Annotated in this window: 18 protein-coding genes; 10 read left to right on the forward strand and 8 right to left on the reverse strand. The window is 56.8% G+C overall.

What is annotated here, in order from left to right; translation table 11 throughout:
• Nucleotides 1–103: 103 nt before the first annotated feature.
• From RQI55_RS17750 to RQI55_RS17760, 3 genes are all read right to left on the reverse strand, one after another.
• Nucleotides 104–952, reverse strand: coding sequence for a sugar phosphate isomerase/epimerase (locus RQI55_RS17750; RefSeq protein ID WP_311273062.1), 849 nt, complete (start codon nucleotides 950–952; stop codon nucleotides 104–106).
• 56 nt (nucleotides 953–1,008) lie between these two features.
• On the reverse strand, nucleotides 1,009–1,554 hold the full coding sequence (gene hpt, locus RQI55_RS17755) for a hypoxanthine phosphoribosyltransferase (protein WP_042616823.1): 546 nt from the start codon (nucleotides 1,552–1,554) through the stop codon (nucleotides 1,009–1,011).
• A gap of 78 nt (nucleotides 1,555–1,632) precedes the next feature.
• The gene (locus RQI55_RS17760) at nucleotides 1,633–2,301 is read right to left on the reverse strand and encodes a DUF3426 domain-containing protein (protein ID WP_311273102.1); all 669 of its coding nucleotides are present in this window, start codon (nucleotides 2,299–2,301) and stop codon (nucleotides 1,633–1,635) included.
• 198 nt (nucleotides 2,302–2,499) lie between these two features.
• On the opposite strand from RQI55_RS17760, the gene ftsE reads away from it, so the two are divergent.
• The 4 genes from ftsE (at nucleotide 2,500) to RQI55_RS17780 (ending at nucleotide 5,844) form a co-directional block, all read left to right on the forward strand.
• Nucleotides 2,500–3,159, forward strand: a complete 660-nt coding sequence (ftsE, locus tag RQI55_RS17765) for a cell division ATP-binding protein FtsE (RefSeq protein ID WP_042616821.1) — start codon at nucleotides 2,500–2,502, stop codon at nucleotides 3,157–3,159.
• A complete protein-coding gene (locus tag RQI55_RS17770; RefSeq protein WP_243257768.1) occupies nucleotides 3,152–4,156 on the forward strand; it encodes an ABC transporter permease in 1,005 nt (334 codons plus the stop codon). Before ftsE ends, RQI55_RS17770 begins: the two co-directional genes overlap by 8 nt.
• 60 nt (nucleotides 4,157–4,216) lie before the next feature.
• Nucleotides 4,217–4,918 (forward strand): YdcF family protein, encoded by a 702-nt coding sequence (locus tag RQI55_RS17775; RefSeq protein ID WP_311273063.1) that lies wholly within the window; start codon nucleotides 4,217–4,219, stop codon nucleotides 4,916–4,918.
• A gap of 134 nt (nucleotides 4,919–5,052) precedes the next feature.
• A complete protein-coding gene (locus RQI55_RS17780; RefSeq protein ID WP_243257766.1) occupies nucleotides 5,053–5,844 on the forward strand; it encodes a 1-acyl-sn-glycerol-3-phosphate acyltransferase in 792 nt (263 codons plus the stop codon).
• On the opposite strand, the gene RQI55_RS17785 is transcribed toward RQI55_RS17780, so the two are convergent.
• On the reverse strand, nucleotides 5,823–6,359 hold the full coding sequence (locus RQI55_RS17785) for a gamma-glutamylcyclotransferase (RefSeq protein ID WP_243257765.1): 537 nt from the start codon (nucleotides 6,357–6,359) through the stop codon (nucleotides 5,823–5,825). The two genes, RQI55_RS17780 and RQI55_RS17785, sit on opposite strands and share 22 nt — an antisense overlap.
• Before the next feature lie 46 nt (nucleotides 6,360–6,405).
• On the opposite strand from RQI55_RS17785, the gene RQI55_RS17790 reads away from it, so the two are divergent.
• Nucleotides 6,406–7,407 (forward strand): DUF2125 domain-containing protein, encoded by a 1,002-nt coding sequence (locus tag RQI55_RS17790; protein ID WP_311273064.1) that lies wholly within the window; start codon nucleotides 6,406–6,408, stop codon nucleotides 7,405–7,407.
• A gap of 61 nt (nucleotides 7,408–7,468) precedes the next feature.
• Here RQI55_RS17790 and RQI55_RS17795 read toward each other — a convergent pair whose 3' ends face one another.
• From RQI55_RS17795 to RQI55_RS17805, 3 genes are all read right to left on the reverse strand, one after another.
• A complete protein-coding gene (locus tag RQI55_RS17795) occupies nucleotides 7,469–8,398 on the reverse strand; it encodes a prephenate/arogenate dehydrogenase family protein (protein WP_042616816.1) in 930 nt (309 codons plus the stop codon).
• Nucleotides 8,395–9,504: a histidinol-phosphate transaminase gene (gene hisC, locus RQI55_RS17800; protein WP_311273065.1), complete on the reverse strand. Its 1,110-nt coding sequence runs from the start codon at nucleotides 9,502–9,504 to the stop codon at nucleotides 8,395–8,397. The genes RQI55_RS17795 and hisC overlap by 4 nt, the downstream gene beginning before the upstream one ends.
• Nucleotides 9,505–9,576: 72 nt before the next feature.
• Entirely contained in the window at nucleotides 9,577–10,338 is a 762-nt protein-coding gene (locus tag RQI55_RS17805) for a class I SAM-dependent methyltransferase (RefSeq protein WP_042616814.1), read from the reverse strand.
• Between the two features lie 94 nt (nucleotides 10,339–10,432).
• On the opposite strand from RQI55_RS17805, the gene gloB reads away from it, so the two are divergent.
• Together gloB and RQI55_RS17815 are read left to right on the forward strand one after the other, a co-directional pair.
• The gene (gene gloB, locus RQI55_RS17810; protein WP_042617010.1) at nucleotides 10,433–11,203 is read left to right on the forward strand and encodes a hydroxyacylglutathione hydrolase; all 771 of its coding nucleotides are present in this window, start codon (nucleotides 10,433–10,435) and stop codon (nucleotides 11,201–11,203) included.
• Nucleotides 11,203–11,637: a cupin domain-containing protein gene (locus RQI55_RS17815; RefSeq protein ID WP_311273066.1), complete on the forward strand. Its 435-nt coding sequence runs from the start codon at nucleotides 11,203–11,205 to the stop codon at nucleotides 11,635–11,637. Before gloB ends, RQI55_RS17815 begins: the two co-directional genes overlap by 1 nt.
• A 12-nt stretch (nucleotides 11,638–11,649) precedes the next feature.
• On the opposite strand, the gene RQI55_RS17820 is transcribed toward RQI55_RS17815, so the two are convergent.
• On the reverse strand, nucleotides 11,650–12,423 hold the full coding sequence (locus RQI55_RS17820; protein ID WP_311273067.1) for a DUF3108 domain-containing protein: 774 nt from the start codon (nucleotides 12,421–12,423) through the stop codon (nucleotides 11,650–11,652).
• Nucleotides 12,424–12,675: 252 nt separating this feature from the next.
• Between RQI55_RS17820 and rpmB the strand changes: the two genes are divergently transcribed.
• The 3 genes from rpmB to RQI55_RS17835 all read left to right on the forward strand — a co-directional run bounded on the left by rpmB (nucleotide 12,676) and on the right by RQI55_RS17835 (nucleotide 14,345).
• On the forward strand, nucleotides 12,676–12,978 hold the full coding sequence (gene rpmB / locus RQI55_RS17825) for a 50S ribosomal protein L28 (RefSeq protein WP_042616811.1): 303 nt from the start codon (nucleotides 12,676–12,678) through the stop codon (nucleotides 12,976–12,978).
• 109 nt (nucleotides 12,979–13,087) lie between these two features.
• Nucleotides 13,088–13,723, forward strand: a complete 636-nt coding sequence (locus RQI55_RS17830; protein WP_042617009.1) for a queuosine precursor transporter — start codon at nucleotides 13,088–13,090, stop codon at nucleotides 13,721–13,723.
• Between the two features lie 187 nt (nucleotides 13,724–13,910).
• Entirely contained in the window at nucleotides 13,911–14,345 is a 435-nt protein-coding gene (locus RQI55_RS17835) for a helix-turn-helix domain-containing protein (RefSeq protein WP_042616810.1), read from the forward strand.
• Nucleotides 14,346–14,351 lie beyond the last annotated feature (6 nt).

The following is a 14,351-nucleotide window of genomic DNA, read 5'->3' on the forward strand; positions in this document are numbered from 1 at the left end:
CAGACCAGAGACGATACAGGCCGGGATTTCCCGGCCTGTTACTTTTTGTGGAGTTTTTTGCGAGTCCGCCTCAGTCACGCAGCGGTCGTCCTGCGAACCGGACTTATGCGAGCCCGTATTGTATAGCCTTGTTGCGCAGGAACGACACTCCGTTATCGAAGACCTCATCCGCATCCCGGGCCACGGGCCGCCATGTGGAAATTGCGCCCGCCATATGGGCTGGCATGCCAGCAAAACTTTCCAGCGTAAGGGCACCCTTGAAGTCAATGGCCGCGAGAGAAGAGAAGATCGCGTCCCACGCTATGTTGCCATAGCCCGGCGTGCCTCGGTCACTCTCGGACATATGCATGTATTTGAGGTGGTCACGCGCCGCGAGAATGCCGTTGGCCAGACCCTTTTCTTCAATATTCATATGAAACGTATCGAGATGGACGAAAACATTGTCCATGCCAATGCGCTCGACAAGGGCAACCGCCTGCTCAGCGGAATTGATCAGATGGCTTTCGTACCGGTTGACGGCCTCGATACCGAACTGCAATCCCAGCGATTTCGCATGGCGAGCAACGGCGCTCATCGCGCGGGTTACATTGTCGTACTCGGCCTGCGTGGGTGGGAAGCCGGTTCGCTCGTTTGTGCCGCCATAGGTCACGCCTGTCAGCGCCTCGGCTCCCATTTCGGCGGCCTTATCCAGCGCAGTAGTAAGGTGGGCGATGGCCGCATCGGGGCGTACAGACGCCCAGGCTGGCTCCGGTAACACCAGCGAGCAGGCAGCTCGAAGCTTATGCTTTTCGAGCAGGCTGCGGGTGTGTTTCCCATCGGCGGCCTTTGGATCGACCAGAGGTATCTCGATCAGGTCCTGTCCGTAACTGGCAGCTCCAGCGATAGCGCGCTCTGCACCGGCATGGTCCCAGACCATGGTCCACATGGCCCCATGAATTCCAAAAGCTAGCACCTTATGTGTTCCTTTTGCGGGAGTAACGTAATCCGACCAGTCGCGGAAATAGAAGTTTACTCGGCGTCGCCGGTCACAACTCCCACAAAGGGAAGTTCGCGGAACGCGTATGCGACATCCATTCCATAGCCGACGACGAAGTAATCGGGGCATTCGAAGCCGACGTAATCAGCCTCAAGCTGCTCCTTGCGCTTGACCTTCTTGTCCAGCAGCACCGCGATGGAAACGTTGCGCGCGCCGCGCTCGTAAAGAAGCTCTTTTGCGAAAAGAAGCGTGCGACCGGATTCCAAAATGTCATCGATCAGAAGCACGTCACGATCTTTAACGTCGCTATCGATGTCCTTTACGATGCGCACACCTTGCGAAACCGTACCCGCGCCATAGCTGGACAGGGTGATGAACTCGACCTCAGGTGCCAAGCCGCTGTCGTGCAGAGCGCGGATGAGATCGGCTGCGAAAATGAAGGAGCCTTTGAGCACCGCAATGACAAGCAGGTCATTGGTTGGCCCAGTTGCAATGCGCTTGGCCATATCGCGATTGCGCTCTGCAATCTGCTCGGCGGTGTAAAGCGGCTCGATATTTTTTCCACGAACGACGGGCATGTTCTCTCCTGCGCTTTTCCGATATGTAGCCCTTCAGACTATCGCTCGGATCGAAACGAAGGGCGTCCGGTAGCACAATCAGTGCTCGGAAACACCCGCGCCTGCAAAAGAAAGCTTGATATCTGGCGTTTTTCCACCGGGATGGCGCAATCTTGCCGAAAATCCGTACTGCCGACCGGCCTTCATTTCTAGAACAGGAGGCTCGATCAGCATGCTTGCGACCTTTTCTCCCTTGGAGGCGAACAGATCGGCACGGATTGCCGGCACCGTTTGCGGCTCGGCGCTGTTGTTCTCTATGACACCGTTGATGACCAGCACGCCCATGCCGCCCGCATCCTGCGGGGCAATCGAGATATGGGTGATGGCCAGTGGATCAGCAGGCGCTGCCGTGGCCGCACTCTGGTGAAGCACCATGGTAAATCCGCCTGATATGAAGAACACGCCAACGACAGCCGCCGCGACGATGGCCGAGTAGCCATCGACAGACAGGCCAGACAGTTTCCGGTCAACCCGGTCGATCAGGGAGCGTACTGCACCCAGCGTCGATACGCGTTGCGGCCTTGGCTGTTGAAAAACCCGACGCCTGTTGTCGTTTCCGTAGTCACGAAAAGGCGTTTCCTTTATCGTGACAAACTCGGCGTCTATGATATCGGAATCATGACGTGTGCGCGCTGTTTTGCGAAGAGGCGCTTCAGGCATCAAAAGGTCGAGATCAAGTGTTGCGTGCCGGCGGGATGAACGGAACATACCCATGAAGTTCCCTCGGTCAGAGTTTCAGCCTCAAGAAACTTGGGCATTGAATGAAATCCTGCATAGTCGTAAATTTAATTGGTTAATGCTTCGCAAAGATTGTGGGCTTAACATTCTCGACAGGCCTGTCCACGGGGCGAAAGCCCGGCAATGCCGCACACTTCTCAAGACGAGAAACAAAAGACTGGAAGTTCGTTGATCCATTTTGAAAATGTCGGGTTGCGGTACGGCATGGGCCCGGAAATTTTGCGGGACATGACCTTTGACATTCCCAAAGGCTCATTTCAGTTCCTGACCGGCCCATCCGGTGCCGGAAAGACAACCCTTTTGCGTTTGCTTCTCATGTCGTTGCAGCCAACCCGTGGCCATATTCGCATGTTCAGCCGGGATGTGTCGCGCATTCCACGCAGTGAGTTACCGCTGCTGCGCCGCCGCGTCGGCATCGTGTTTCAGGACTTCCGCCTGCTGGACCATCTGACAACTTATGAAAATGTGGCACTTCCGCTTCGCGTCCGGGGCAAGGAAGAGAGCGCCTACCGCAACGACGTCATCGAGCTTTTGAAGTGGGTGGGGCTTGGAGAGCGCATCAATGTTCCGCCAGCCATTCTCTCAGGCGGCGAGAAACAGCGTGCGGCGATTGCGCGCGCGCTGATGGACCAGCCGGAAATTCTGCTGGCCGACGAGCCAACGGGTAACGTCGATCCGCCAATGGCCAAGCGTCTCCTCAATCTGTTTCTGGAGCTGAACCGGCTCGGCACTGCCGTTGTCATCGCAACGCACGACTTTGGACTGATGGATCAGGTGGATGCGCGGCGCATGATCCTGACGGAAGGGCGGCTCGACGTTTATGAATGAAGTAAACCGAAAGACGCTTAAGCCTGAACAGCAGCCAGCGCGCAAACTGCCGCAAATGCGCATCCGGCCGATGGCACCCATCCTGCCGCCCTCCAACATTCAGGGCAATGCCCTGATCGTCGTCATTGCCATCATGGCGTTTCTGGCCTGTCTCACGCTTGGCGGCGTCAGCATGGTCAGGGCAACCGCATCGACATGGCAAAGCCAGATTTCTCGCGAAGTCACCATCCAGATCAAGCCGGAAGAGGGTTTGGATATGGCTGCGGCATTGAACAAGGCGCGCAATCTGGCCCTGAAATTCGTTGGCACAAAGGAAGGCACGATCATGGATGAGGCGGCAACGAGCCGCCTGCTGGAACCATGGCTGGGCGCTGGGCTGGACCTGTCGGAACTGCCCGTCCCGCGTCTTGTCATCATTACGATCGATGAAAACAATCCACCCGATTTCGAAGCCTTGCGGTCCATGCTGAAAGCCGAGATTCCTCAGGCGACGCTCGATGACCACCGCACCTGGGTGGATCGACTGGTTTCCATGGCCCACACCACGGTCATGATCGGCCTTGGCATTCTCATCCTCGTCTTCAGCGCAATGGTGCTCACCGTCGTCTTTGCAACGCGCGGCGCTCTTTCCGGCAACCGCCATATTGTCGAAGTGCTGCATTTCGTCGGTGCAGAAAGCAGTTTTGTGGCGCGGGAATTCCAGAAGCACTTCCTGAAAATCAGCCTCAAGGGTTCCGGCGCAGGCAGCGCGCTGGCAGCTGGCGTGTTTCTGGCGGCAGGTTTCTGGCAAAGCCATACGCTTGCAACACCCCAGAGCGATCAGGCCAGCGCCCTGTTCGGCACCTTTTCTGTCGGCATTGAAGGATATCTCGGCATTTTCGCAACGATGATCATCATCGCATTGCTGACGACGGTGACCGCCCGCCTGACTGTGATCCGCACCATCGATGACATCGACCGCGTCCGTTCGGACCCCTCAAAAAGCGAGGGTGTCTGAGCGCCTCATTCTGGCATAAACTGCCCGTTCCTTGCCTTAATCCGCGCTTATCGGTATCTGATGATAATGAGTCGAACCGACCCTGATGACCAATCGTCCCACACGCTGAGCAAAGGTTTGCTTTCGCGGCGTGGACGTTTGCGCAGGCTGGTGCGCGGTACACTTTTCATCAGCCTCGTCGTTATGGGCGCTGTCTTCGGTGGCTTTCTGTGGTTTGCAGATTCTGTGGCATCCATGCGCCCGCCATCTGGAGCCAAGGCCGATGCCATCATAGTATTGACCGGCGGCTACCTCAGGATCGAACAGGCGGTGGGCCTGTTGCGGGACGGTGTTGGCAAACGTCTGCTCATATCAGGCGTCAACCCTGCCACCACGCGGGCTCAGATCCGCAAGACGACACAAAGTTCTGCTGATCTCTTCGCCTGCTGCGTGGATATGGGGTACCGCGCCGTCGATACGATTGGCAACGCCAATGAGGCGGCGCAGTGGATCAAGGACAAGGGCTATGCGTCTGTCGTGGTGGTGACGAACAATTACCACATGCACCGCAGCCTGCACGAGCTTAGAAGCTCCAGCCCCGATACCAATTTTATCGCCTATCCCGTCATCAACTCGGATCTTGCCCGGACCAACTGGTTTTCCAACCCGGATGTGGTGCGGATTATGATCTATGAATATATCAAATTTGTCGCCGTTGCCGCACGGGATCTGACCGGCCTTGGCAAGGGTAACGGCTTGCGCAGTAGCGTCTCAGGCAGCTAATCCACTACCTATGGATAGCAGCGCGGCGGGGTCTTGCTGAAACACCCTGTTTTCGTGTAGGCGTTCAGCCCTGCGCACGGCACAGAAGATTGCTTCCTGTCGATGATACGGATGCGCCGGGAGAAGCTTTTTTCATGCTCAGACTGCGTTCAATCCTGTTCAACACCGCATTCTATATGAACCTCATATTGCGCATGCTGTTGCTGACGCCGATCTACTTCATCGTACCGCGTAAGCTGGCTTTCGAAATACCCAAGGCCTGGGCCAGATCCAATCACTGGCTGATGGAAAAGATCGTCGGGACCACCTTTGAAATCGAGGGGCTGGAGAACATTCCTGAAACGGGCTGCATCTTCGCGCCCAAGCATCAATCCTTCTGGGATACCTATGCGCTGCTGCCGAACCTCAAGGACCCTGTCTATATTCTGAAACGGGAATTGATGTGGATTCCGCTGTTCGGCTGGTATGTCGCCAAGCAGCGGATGATACCGGTCAACCGTGCTGCTCGCGGAAAAGTCATGCTCAAGGTCATGGTTCGCGCCCGGGAAGAAATGGCCAAGGGCCGCGAACTCATCATCTACCCGGAAGGCACACGCCGTCCGCCCGGTGCTGAGCCGGAATATCGCTACGGTATTGCAAGGCTCTACCGCGACCTTAAGGTTCCCGTGGTGCCGGTTGCCATGCATCCCGGCCTGTTCTGGCCACGCAGATCGACCCTGCGATATCCGGGACATTTCAAGGTTCGCATTCTGCCGCCCATCCAGCCCGGTCTCGATCCTGATGTGTTTTTCAAGCAGCTGATCGAAGTGACGGAAAAGGCAAGCGACGAGCTGTTGCTGGAAGCTGCGCGCGATAATCCTTCACTTCCAATGCCACCGACCGCGCTGAAGCGTCTGGCTGAGCTTCAGAGCAAGCCCGCAGACTGAGCCTCCACGCTTGCCGCGACCTTTTCCAGACCGGCATCCCGAATGCCCATCTCCTGCAGATGCCGAACCGTGTTGAAAACATAATCGACATTGGGACCCGACTGGCCTGATGCGTGGCAGACGATGGTTGCCGCCTCGTTAAGCGCCAGACCACCGGCAAATTGCGCATGCGCAGGGTCTGCCACATAGGTCAAGGCCGGTTGCCGCCTGCCATCCGCCAATGCAACGGCAATGACGCGCTCCTTGTAAACATTGTTGATCAGCTCCCGCTCCCTCAAGTAGTGGAGCACGCTGTCCCGCTCGGCGTCCGCAATACGAAATGCAACGCCATGGCAGGAGCCTCCCCGCTCCAGACCCAGCACAAGCCCGGGATTGGCGTCCGTTCCCCGATAGACATTCGAGCGAATGCAGAGCGAGCGGCGGTAGCCGTGCAGACGCGCCTGTTGTCGCTCCTCAAACGGGAAGCCGGGGTTCCACATCAACGAACCGTAGCCAAAGACCCAAAAATCGTCCATATCGCAAGCCAAATCAAATCACCTATGTGTAACATTGGAGATCATCATGGCAGCGTCAAGCCAATCCCGTAGCGGAAGAAAATTCCTTTTTCTCGGGCTAGGGATAATAGTTTTCGTTGCCTTGTACACTGCGGGCTGGTTTTACGCCGCGCAGCGGCTTGAGGAAACCGTTATCCGCACGCTGGCACCCGGCGGTGCCGCAAGCGTTTCCGGCGAATGCAGCGATATCGCGCTGCGCGGCTATCCATTCCGGATCGGCCTTTTCTGCTCCAAGGTCGAGGTAAAGGACACGCGCAACGACGTCACGGCATCCTTCGGTGCCCTGCGCTCGGCAGCGCAGATCTATGCTCCCGGCCACATCGTCTGGGAGCTGGACGGGCCCGCTTCGATCCAGACCGGCCACGGCCTCGCGGTGACGGCGCAATGGGCCAATCTCCAATCCAGCCTCACCACGAAACTCAAGGGCATTGATCGCACCTCGCTGGTGATCGACAACTTGAAAGCGCAGGCGGTTTCATCCGTCACATCCCAGACCATTGATTTCGATGCGGCCAAAACAGAAGTCTACCTCCGTCAAAACGGCCCCGATCTCGACGGCGCCATTACCCTGACGGACGCCGCAACCGTCATCAAGGACTGGCCCCAGCTTTTGCCACGGCTGAACGCCATTGCAGACGTCACGCTTTCGGGCAAGGCTGGCATGATCGACGGCAGCGATGCCACCGGGCTTTATGGCGCGAGCGGTCAGCTTCGCCGGGTGATGCTGGATATTGGCGATGGCCGCACCATGCGCATCAGCGGTCCATTCTCCTTTGACGAACAGGGCTACCTCTCCGGCCAGTTCAAATTGGAAATTGAAAAGCTCGGCGATTGGGCCAACAATGCCAAACAAGCGTTTCCGCAACTGCAATCCACCATCGATACAGCCCGCAAGCTGCTCGGCGCCTTGGCCGGTGGCGGGGACAAGGCGTCGGTCGATCTGGTGGTGGACCGTGGCCGCGCGACCGTGAGCGGGTTCATACCCCTTGGAAAAATCCCACCGATCTGACGACCTGATGTGAAATGGACCGGAAAACGTCAGCTTTTCCGGTCCATCTATTCCATTTCGATTATTTTTTCTGGTCCAGCGTGTGGCGTCCGAAATCGGGCGTGTCCACATCCTGTCCGGCCTGCACGATGGAGCGGCGAATATTGCGGGTGCGGCTGAACAGCTCAAAGAGCTTGTCGCCCTCGCCCCAGCGAATGGCGCGCTGCAGATAGGCCAGATCCTCGGAAAAACGTGCCAGCATTTCCAGGATCGCATCCTTGTTGTGCAGGCACACATCGCGCCACATGGTGGGATCCGACGCCGCAAGACGGGTAAAATCGCGGAAACCGGATGCGGAATATTTGATGACTTCCGATTCCGTCACCGTACCCAGATCGTCTGCCGTGCCTACAATGTTGTAGGCGATGATATGCGGAAGGTGCGACACGATGGCCAGAACCTTGTCGTGATGTTCCGGGTCCATCTCATCGATCCGGGAACCCAGCTTCTCCCAGAACTGTCTGAGCGCTGCGAGGGCCTGAGGGTCGGTGTCAGCCAAGGGCGTGAAGATGCACCAGCGATCGCGAAACAGGCCGGAGAAGCCGGCGTCGGGACCGGACTTTTCCGTGCCCGCCAATGGATGTCCGGGGATGAAGTGAACATGATCCGGCATATGAGGCGCCATTTGCGCGATCACGGACGCCTTTGTGGAACCCACATCGGTGACGATTGCGCCCGCTTTCAAATGGGGTGCGATCTGTTGTGCAACCATTTCCGACGCGCCAACCGGCACCGACACGATGACAAGATCAGCACCTTCGACCGCTTTGGCTGGGGAGGTCGTATAGGCTGTGCCGAGTTCCAGCTCTTCGGCTCGTTTCAGGGTCTCTTCACTGCGCGTGGAAATCACCACTTCGCCTGCAAGGCCGAGTTCCTTGATATCGCGTGCTATGGACGAGCCGATCAGGCCAATGCCGATCAGCGCGATCCGTTCAAACAGAATGTCGCTCATTTTCCCTGGCCCATAAAGTCCTTGAGCGCAGCAATCACGCCGAGATTTGCCTCGGCCGATCCCACCGTCATGCGAAGTGCATTGGCAAAGCCGTAACCGCGCACGGCCCGCAGGATGTAACCGCGACGTGTCAGGAATTCATCGGCATCGGCTGCACGCTTTCCATCCACATCAGGGAAATGGATGAGAATGAAATTGGTAACCGATGGCGTAAACTCGAGGCCCAGTTCGCTGAACGCCTTGGTCAGCGTTTCCATCCATTCCAGATTATGCGCCAAAGCCTGCTGCATGAAGGCCTGATCGCGGATGGCAGCCGCACCGGCGGCAATGGCAGGCGCATTCATATTGAACGGCCCGCGCACACGGTTCAGCGCGTCGATAATGGCCGCTGGTCCATACATCCAGCCAACGCGCAGCGCGGCCAGCCCGTATACCTTGGAAAAGGTACGGGTCATGACAACATTCTTGCTGCCGGAAACAAGCTCCAGACCCGCCTCGTAGTCGTTCTTGCGAACATATTCCGCATAGGCCGCATCCAGAACCAGCATCACATGCGCGGGCAGACCTGCCTGCAGGCGACGAATTTCAGACACAGGAACATAGGTGCCGGTCGGATTGCCCGGATTGGCGATGAAGACCATCTTGGTCTTTTCGGTGACGGCGCTCAGAATGGCATCCACATCGACAGCGCAGTTGGTTTCCTTGACGGTAACCGGCGTTGCCCCCGCACCCATGATCTGGATGCGATAGACGAGAAAGCCGTGCTCGGTGATGATGGCCTCATCACCCGCGCCCAGATAAACGTGGCAGAGCAGGCCCAGCAATTCATCAGAGCCGTTACCGCACATGATGTTGGCAGGGTTCAATCCGTGCACATCTGCAATGGCCTGACGCAAAGCCGTTGCCTGACCATCGGGATAGATTTCGAGATTGGAAGCAGCAGCCTTGAAGGCCTCGATGGCCTTGGGGCTTGCGCCAAGCGGGGTTTCGTTGGATGAGAGCTTATAAACCTTCGCCACGCCCTCCGCATGCTCCTTACCGGGAACATAGGCGGCAATATCCAGAATGCCCGGACGTGGAACAGGTTGGCTAAGCTCTACACTCATTTGATCGACCTTTGAAAACACCGCAAATACAATGCCGAAGGCATTAGACAGGAAATGTCCTTTTGTCGAGGGTCACTGTGGCTTTACGGGGCCTTGCGACGTGCGTGTCGTTGGCATGCCCTGCGGCGCAAGCACCGGAACGAAAACGCGTCTCGACGACCGTTGGCTCACAGGCAAGCCCTGATAGAGGCGTTTTTGTGCCTCAACGACGATAACCCCTGAAAAAACCGGCCAGAGCTTGCGCCCGATGCTTTCGAGATAGCGGCGAAATTTCAACACAGACCGGACTTTCGTCGGCGGAAAGAACAGGGCTTCAGCCGAGGCACCCGGGGTAAAATTCGTTTCCCGCAACAGTGTCGTCAATTGCCCACGCGAATAGGGGCGACCCGAGCCGAATGGCGTGTGCTCCACGCGTGCCCAGACACCACGCCGGTTGGGAACAACGATCACCAGCCGCCCGCCGGGCGCCAGAACGCGCCAGAGTTCCTTCAGCGTTTCACGCGGGTTTTCAGCAAATTCCAGTGAATGCACCATCAACACCCGGTCGATGGAGGAATCGGGCAATGGCAGCTCTTCATCGAACACCAGCGCCGTCGAAGATACCTCGCCTGCGGGCCAGTTTACCGCCCCCTGGCCAGCGGGCATGAAGGCAAATGTCCGCTCCGTATCGTGACGAAAGCGATCCAGAAAAGGCACGGCATAACCAACACCTACCAACCGCTCGTCCGGCAGTGGCGGCCACAGCGTCGATAGCGCCATGGTGATGGCCTGCTCGGCAGACCGGCCAAGCGGGGAATGGTAGAATTCGCGCAGATCGACAATGTCAGTATTCATTGTCAGAATGTAGCAGTCCCCGGTTGGACTTCAAGGCGTGGTGGCCTACATTGGGGAACCTATGGTCGATAGCGCAGCAATGATGGAGAAAAACATGAAGCCTTTGGAGATAGAGGTCTTTTTGTGCCGCAGCGATAATTTCGGTGTTTTGCTGCATGATAGCGAGACCGGTGCCACTGTTTCAATCGACGCACCGGAAGAAGCGCCCATCCTTGAAGCACTCAACCGGCGCGGCTGGAAGCTCACGCATATCTTCACCACGCACCACCATCAGGACCACGTCGAGGCCAATCTGGCGCTGAAGGAACGGTTTGACTGTGAAATTCGCGGGCCGCTGGATGAAGCCATTGCCATACCCGGCCTCGACCAGTCGGCATCCGATGGCGATGAGTTCGAATTTGCCGGTCGCCGCGTAAAGGTCATTGCAACGCCTGGCCATACCGCCGGCCATATTTGCTATTACTTCCCGGACGACGCCCTTCTGTTTGCAGCCGATACGCTGTTTCCCATGGGATGCGGCCGCCTGTTCGAACGCCCGGCTGCCGACATGTGGCACTCCTTCCAGAAACTGATGGCGCTGCCCGATAATGTCAGCGTCTATTTCGGCCATGAATATACGCTGGCCAATGCGCGCTTTGCGCTGACCGTCGACCCCGATAACGCGGTCCTCAAACAGCTCGCCAGCGATGTGGAAGCCATCCGCAGCAAGGGCGAGTTCACCATTCCCACCACTATCGGAATGGAGAAACAGACAAATCCCTATATGCGCGTCGCAGACAAGAATATCCGCGCGCATCTCGGCATGGTGGATGCAAGCGACGCGGACGTGTTTGCAGAGATCAGAACGCGGAAGGACAACTTCTGATGAACCGTGAACCAGTCTCTGCAGCGGCCATTATTAAAGAACTTGACCTCAAGCCGCATCCAGAAGGCGGATTTTATCGACAGACATTTCGCGATGGCACTGGCGACGACAGAGGGCACTCGACGGCCATCTACTATCTGCTGGAAAAAGGCCAACGCTCCCACTGGCACCGCGTGACGGATGCGGCAGAGGTCTGGCACTATTATTCCGGCGCGCCGCTCGCGCTTCATATCAGCACAGATGGAAAGACGACAGAAACGGTCATCCTTGGTGCCTCGGTGCTGACAGGTGAAAGACCCCAAGCCATCGTTCCCGCCAATGGCTGGCAATCAGCCGAAAGCCTTGGCGATTTCACGCTTGTCGGCTGCACCGTCTCGCCGGGCTTCACATTCGACAGCTTCGTCATGGCAGAGCCCGGCTGGGAGCCGGGCTAAGCGGGATGAGCATTAGCGTCCGTATTTGGTGGCGGTGATGTAAACCTGGCCGACCTTGGTGGGTATGCGTGCATAAACCGGCGCATAGACATCCATGTTGCTGGCCTTCGCAAACCAGATCTCCATGGAAATCGATTTCAAATATTCGATATCCTTGCGTCCCTTGCGAAAGCCCGATTTCGGTACATAGCGTGCATTGCACACGATTGCGTCGCCGCTAAAGCCGTCGGTTGCAAACGGCTTGGTGCCGCCGGAACTCAACACCAGATCCAGCCGCGACTCGCCGTCATAAATCGGCAGACGGCTCGGGCAGATGCGTCCTCCGACGGGAAAGATAAGCCCTGAAATAGGGTCCAGCACCGAGCGCAGGTCGCGATCCTTCACATCGACCCAATTGTCGGGGCGTTGCTTCGGCTCGGGCTTTACCGTCGTGGAGGTCACATTGCCATTGCGGTATTGCACATCATAGGTGCGCGTCCGCTTCCCGTCCTTGTAAACCAGCGAATATTCGTTGGCCTGCATGCGGTTTCCACGCTTGGCACCGGATACGACGGTACGGCCGGAAATATCCTTCAGCACACTGGCAATGCCTGCCGAGTTGAACGAGCCTGAGATCGAATAGGTCGAGCCGTTCATGCGTGTGGAGAAGTTTGCCTTGGCAATCGGCAAAATGCCGAGATTGATGCTGTATTCGCTATCGTGCTGCGTTTCCGCAGCCAATGCAGGGGACAGGCTTACCAATGCAAATGCAGCGGCTGCGAAAAACCTTTGTGTCTTCACATTCATTCAGGTAACACCTCGACGAGCCGGGAAAGTCGTGCTCTGCGCCGATCATATACCCCTACTTATGGCAATAAAAAAGCGGAGTGACGTGGAAAACCAGCGAAATCGCTCACAAATAAGAGCGAGCGGCTTGACTGGAAGTCCCTGTCTGACTATAGAACCGCAACTTTCCAATCATTGCCAGTTGGATTGCTTACCGGATTTTGCCGGATAGTGAGCCACTGGTGAAACAGACGATAACAAATAGGTGTACCCATGTCCCGTGTATGCGAATTGACCGGCAAGGGCGTCCAGACGGGCAATAACGTCAGCCACGCCAACAACCGTACCAAGCGCCGGTTCCTTCCGAACCTCTGCCAGGTTACGTTGATCTCCGATTCTCTTGGCCAGCGCTTCCGTTTGCGCGTTTCTGCTGCTGCTCTGCGCTCTGTTGAGCACCGTGGTGGTCTTGACCTGTTCCTTCTGAAGTCCAGCGAAAGCGACCTTTCGATGCGCGCTCGTTTGCTGCGTCGCCAGATCGCCAAGAAGACCGTTGAAACAGCTGTTGCCGCTGCTTAATAGCAACGTCAGCATAACGAACTTTCAGAAGGCTTGAATGGCAATTGCCGCTCAAGCCTTTTGCTTGTTTCCTATCGCTCCAACTGGTGGCATCACCCAGGATAAAAAAATGCCCAATCTCAGATCTATGTTTGTTTACGTGGCACTGATGACACTCGTTGTCGTCGCGTCCAATGTCCTCGTCCAATACCCGCTCTCGGGTAACCTGTTTGGAATCAACCTCGCTGATCTCCTGACCTGGGGCGCATTTACCTATCCCATCGCCTTCCTGATCACTGATCTGACCAACCGGCAGTTCGGGCCCTCCGTTGCCCGGCGCGTCGTGCTTGCTGGCTTCGTCGTTGGCGTGACCCTGTCCTTCTGGACATCCATGCCCCGCATAGCCGTTGCGTCAGGGACGGCCTATCTTGTCGGGCAGTTGCTCGATATTTCAGTGTTCAACCGGTTGCGGCGTCAAAGCTGGTGGCGCGCGCCACTGGCAGGCTCCGTGCTCGGCTCCATGTTGGATACAGCACTGTTCTTCTCGATTGCCTTTGCGACCACCTTCGCACTCATCGGTCCCAATGATGTTTTCGCAATCGAGCAGGCACCAGTTCTGGGTCTCTTCGCATGGGAAGCGCCACGCTGGATCTCCTGGGCACTCGGAGACCTCGCCGTGAAGGTGCTCATCGGCGTCATCATGCTGCTGCCCTACGGCGCATTGATGAGCAGCCTCAAACCGATGCCCCTTGAAAAAATGCGATAGAAAAAGCTGGCGCGCCAGCGCCACTTTGCAAGCATATCGGCCTTAATCTTGCTGGTTTTGTCGATATTCATTCTTTTCTTTAAGCTTATGCATAAATACTCGCCATAATTGCACTGTCACCCAGTTGCGAACAGTTCAATTTTCCGGCAATCTCGTCACAATTACAGGATTTGGAGTTCACGACATCATGAAGAAGTCACCCAACGCAACAGATATACACGTCGGCTCACGCATACGGTTGCGCCGCGTTATGTTGGGCCTGAGCCAGGAGAAGCTGGGCGATGGCCTCGGCATCACGTTCCAGCAGGTTCAGAAGTATGAAAAAGGCACGAACCGCGTCGGCGCTAGCCGCCTGCAGCATATTTCAGAACTTCTGGATGTGCATATTTCCTATTTTTTCGAGGGAACACCTGACGCGGCTGAAGATCGACCGGTGTCACCTCCCAGCATCTTGTCGCAGTTCCTGAATTCCAAGGAAGGCATTTCGCTTGCCAAGGCTTTTGCAGGCATTGAAGACAGCCGCGTACGCCGCAGGGTGCTTGAGCTGGTTCAGTCCTTGAGCACCGCAAATGTGACGGATGCCCAGAAGACGACAGAGACCTCTGCCTCTATAGCTCACTGAGAGATA

It is taken from the genome of Rhizobium sp. WCS2018Hpa-16, from assembly GCF_031843705.1.
Lineage (GTDB): Bacteria > Pseudomonadota > Alphaproteobacteria > Rhizobiales > Rhizobiaceae > Agrobacterium > Agrobacterium tumefaciens_C.

What these genes read in the sequence shown, in the direction of transcription:
- hpt (WP_042616823.1), bottom strand. Translation starts at nt 1,554, where the DNA reads ATGCCCGTCGTTCGTGGAAAAAATATCGAGCCGCTTTACACCGCCGAG.
- RQI55_RS17760 (WP_311273102.1), bottom strand. Translation starts at nt 2,301, where the DNA reads ATGTTCCGTTCATCCCGCCGGCACGCAACACTTGATCTCGACCTTTTG.
- RQI55_RS17770 (WP_243257768.1), top strand. Translation starts at nt 3,152, where the DNA reads ATGAATGAAGTAAACCGAAAGACGCTTAAGCCTGAACAGCAGCCAGCG.
- RQI55_RS17775 (WP_311273063.1), top strand. Translation starts at nt 4,217, where the DNA reads ATGATAATGAGTCGAACCGACCCTGATGACCAATCGTCCCACACGCTG.
- RQI55_RS17780 (WP_243257766.1), top strand. Translation starts at nt 5,053, where the DNA reads ATGCTCAGACTGCGTTCAATCCTGTTCAACACCGCATTCTATATGAAC.
- RQI55_RS17785 (WP_243257765.1), bottom strand. Translation starts at nt 6,359, where the DNA reads ATGGACGATTTTTGGGTCTTTGGCTACGGTTCGTTGATGTGGAACCCC.
- RQI55_RS17790 (WP_311273064.1), top strand. Translation starts at nt 6,406, where the DNA reads ATGGCAGCGTCAAGCCAATCCCGTAGCGGAAGAAAATTCCTTTTTCTC.
- RQI55_RS17795 (WP_042616816.1), bottom strand. Translation starts at nt 8,398, where the DNA reads ATGAGCGACATTCTGTTTGAACGGATCGCGCTGATCGGCATTGGCCTG.
- hisC (WP_311273065.1), bottom strand. Translation starts at nt 9,504, where the DNA reads ATGAGTGTAGAGCTTAGCCAACCTGTTCCACGTCCGGGCATTCTGGAT.
- RQI55_RS17805 (WP_042616814.1), bottom strand. Translation starts at nt 10,338, where the DNA reads ATGAATACTGACATTGTCGATCTGCGCGAATTCTACCATTCCCCGCTT.
- gloB (WP_042617010.1), top strand. Translation starts at nt 10,433, where the DNA reads ATGAAGCCTTTGGAGATAGAGGTCTTTTTGTGCCGCAGCGATAATTTC.
- RQI55_RS17815 (WP_311273066.1), top strand. Translation starts at nt 11,203, where the DNA reads ATGAACCGTGAACCAGTCTCTGCAGCGGCCATTATTAAAGAACTTGAC.
- RQI55_RS17820 (WP_311273067.1), bottom strand. Translation starts at nt 12,423, where the DNA reads ATGAATGTGAAGACACAAAGGTTTTTCGCAGCCGCTGCATTTGCATTG.
- rpmB (WP_042616811.1), top strand. Translation starts at nt 12,676, where the DNA reads ATGTCCCGTGTATGCGAATTGACCGGCAAGGGCGTCCAGACGGGCAAT.
- RQI55_RS17830 (WP_042617009.1), top strand. Translation starts at nt 13,088, where the DNA reads ATGCCCAATCTCAGATCTATGTTTGTTTACGTGGCACTGATGACACTC.
- RQI55_RS17835 (WP_042616810.1), top strand. Translation starts at nt 13,911, where the DNA reads ATGAAGAAGTCACCCAACGCAACAGATATACACGTCGGCTCACGCATA.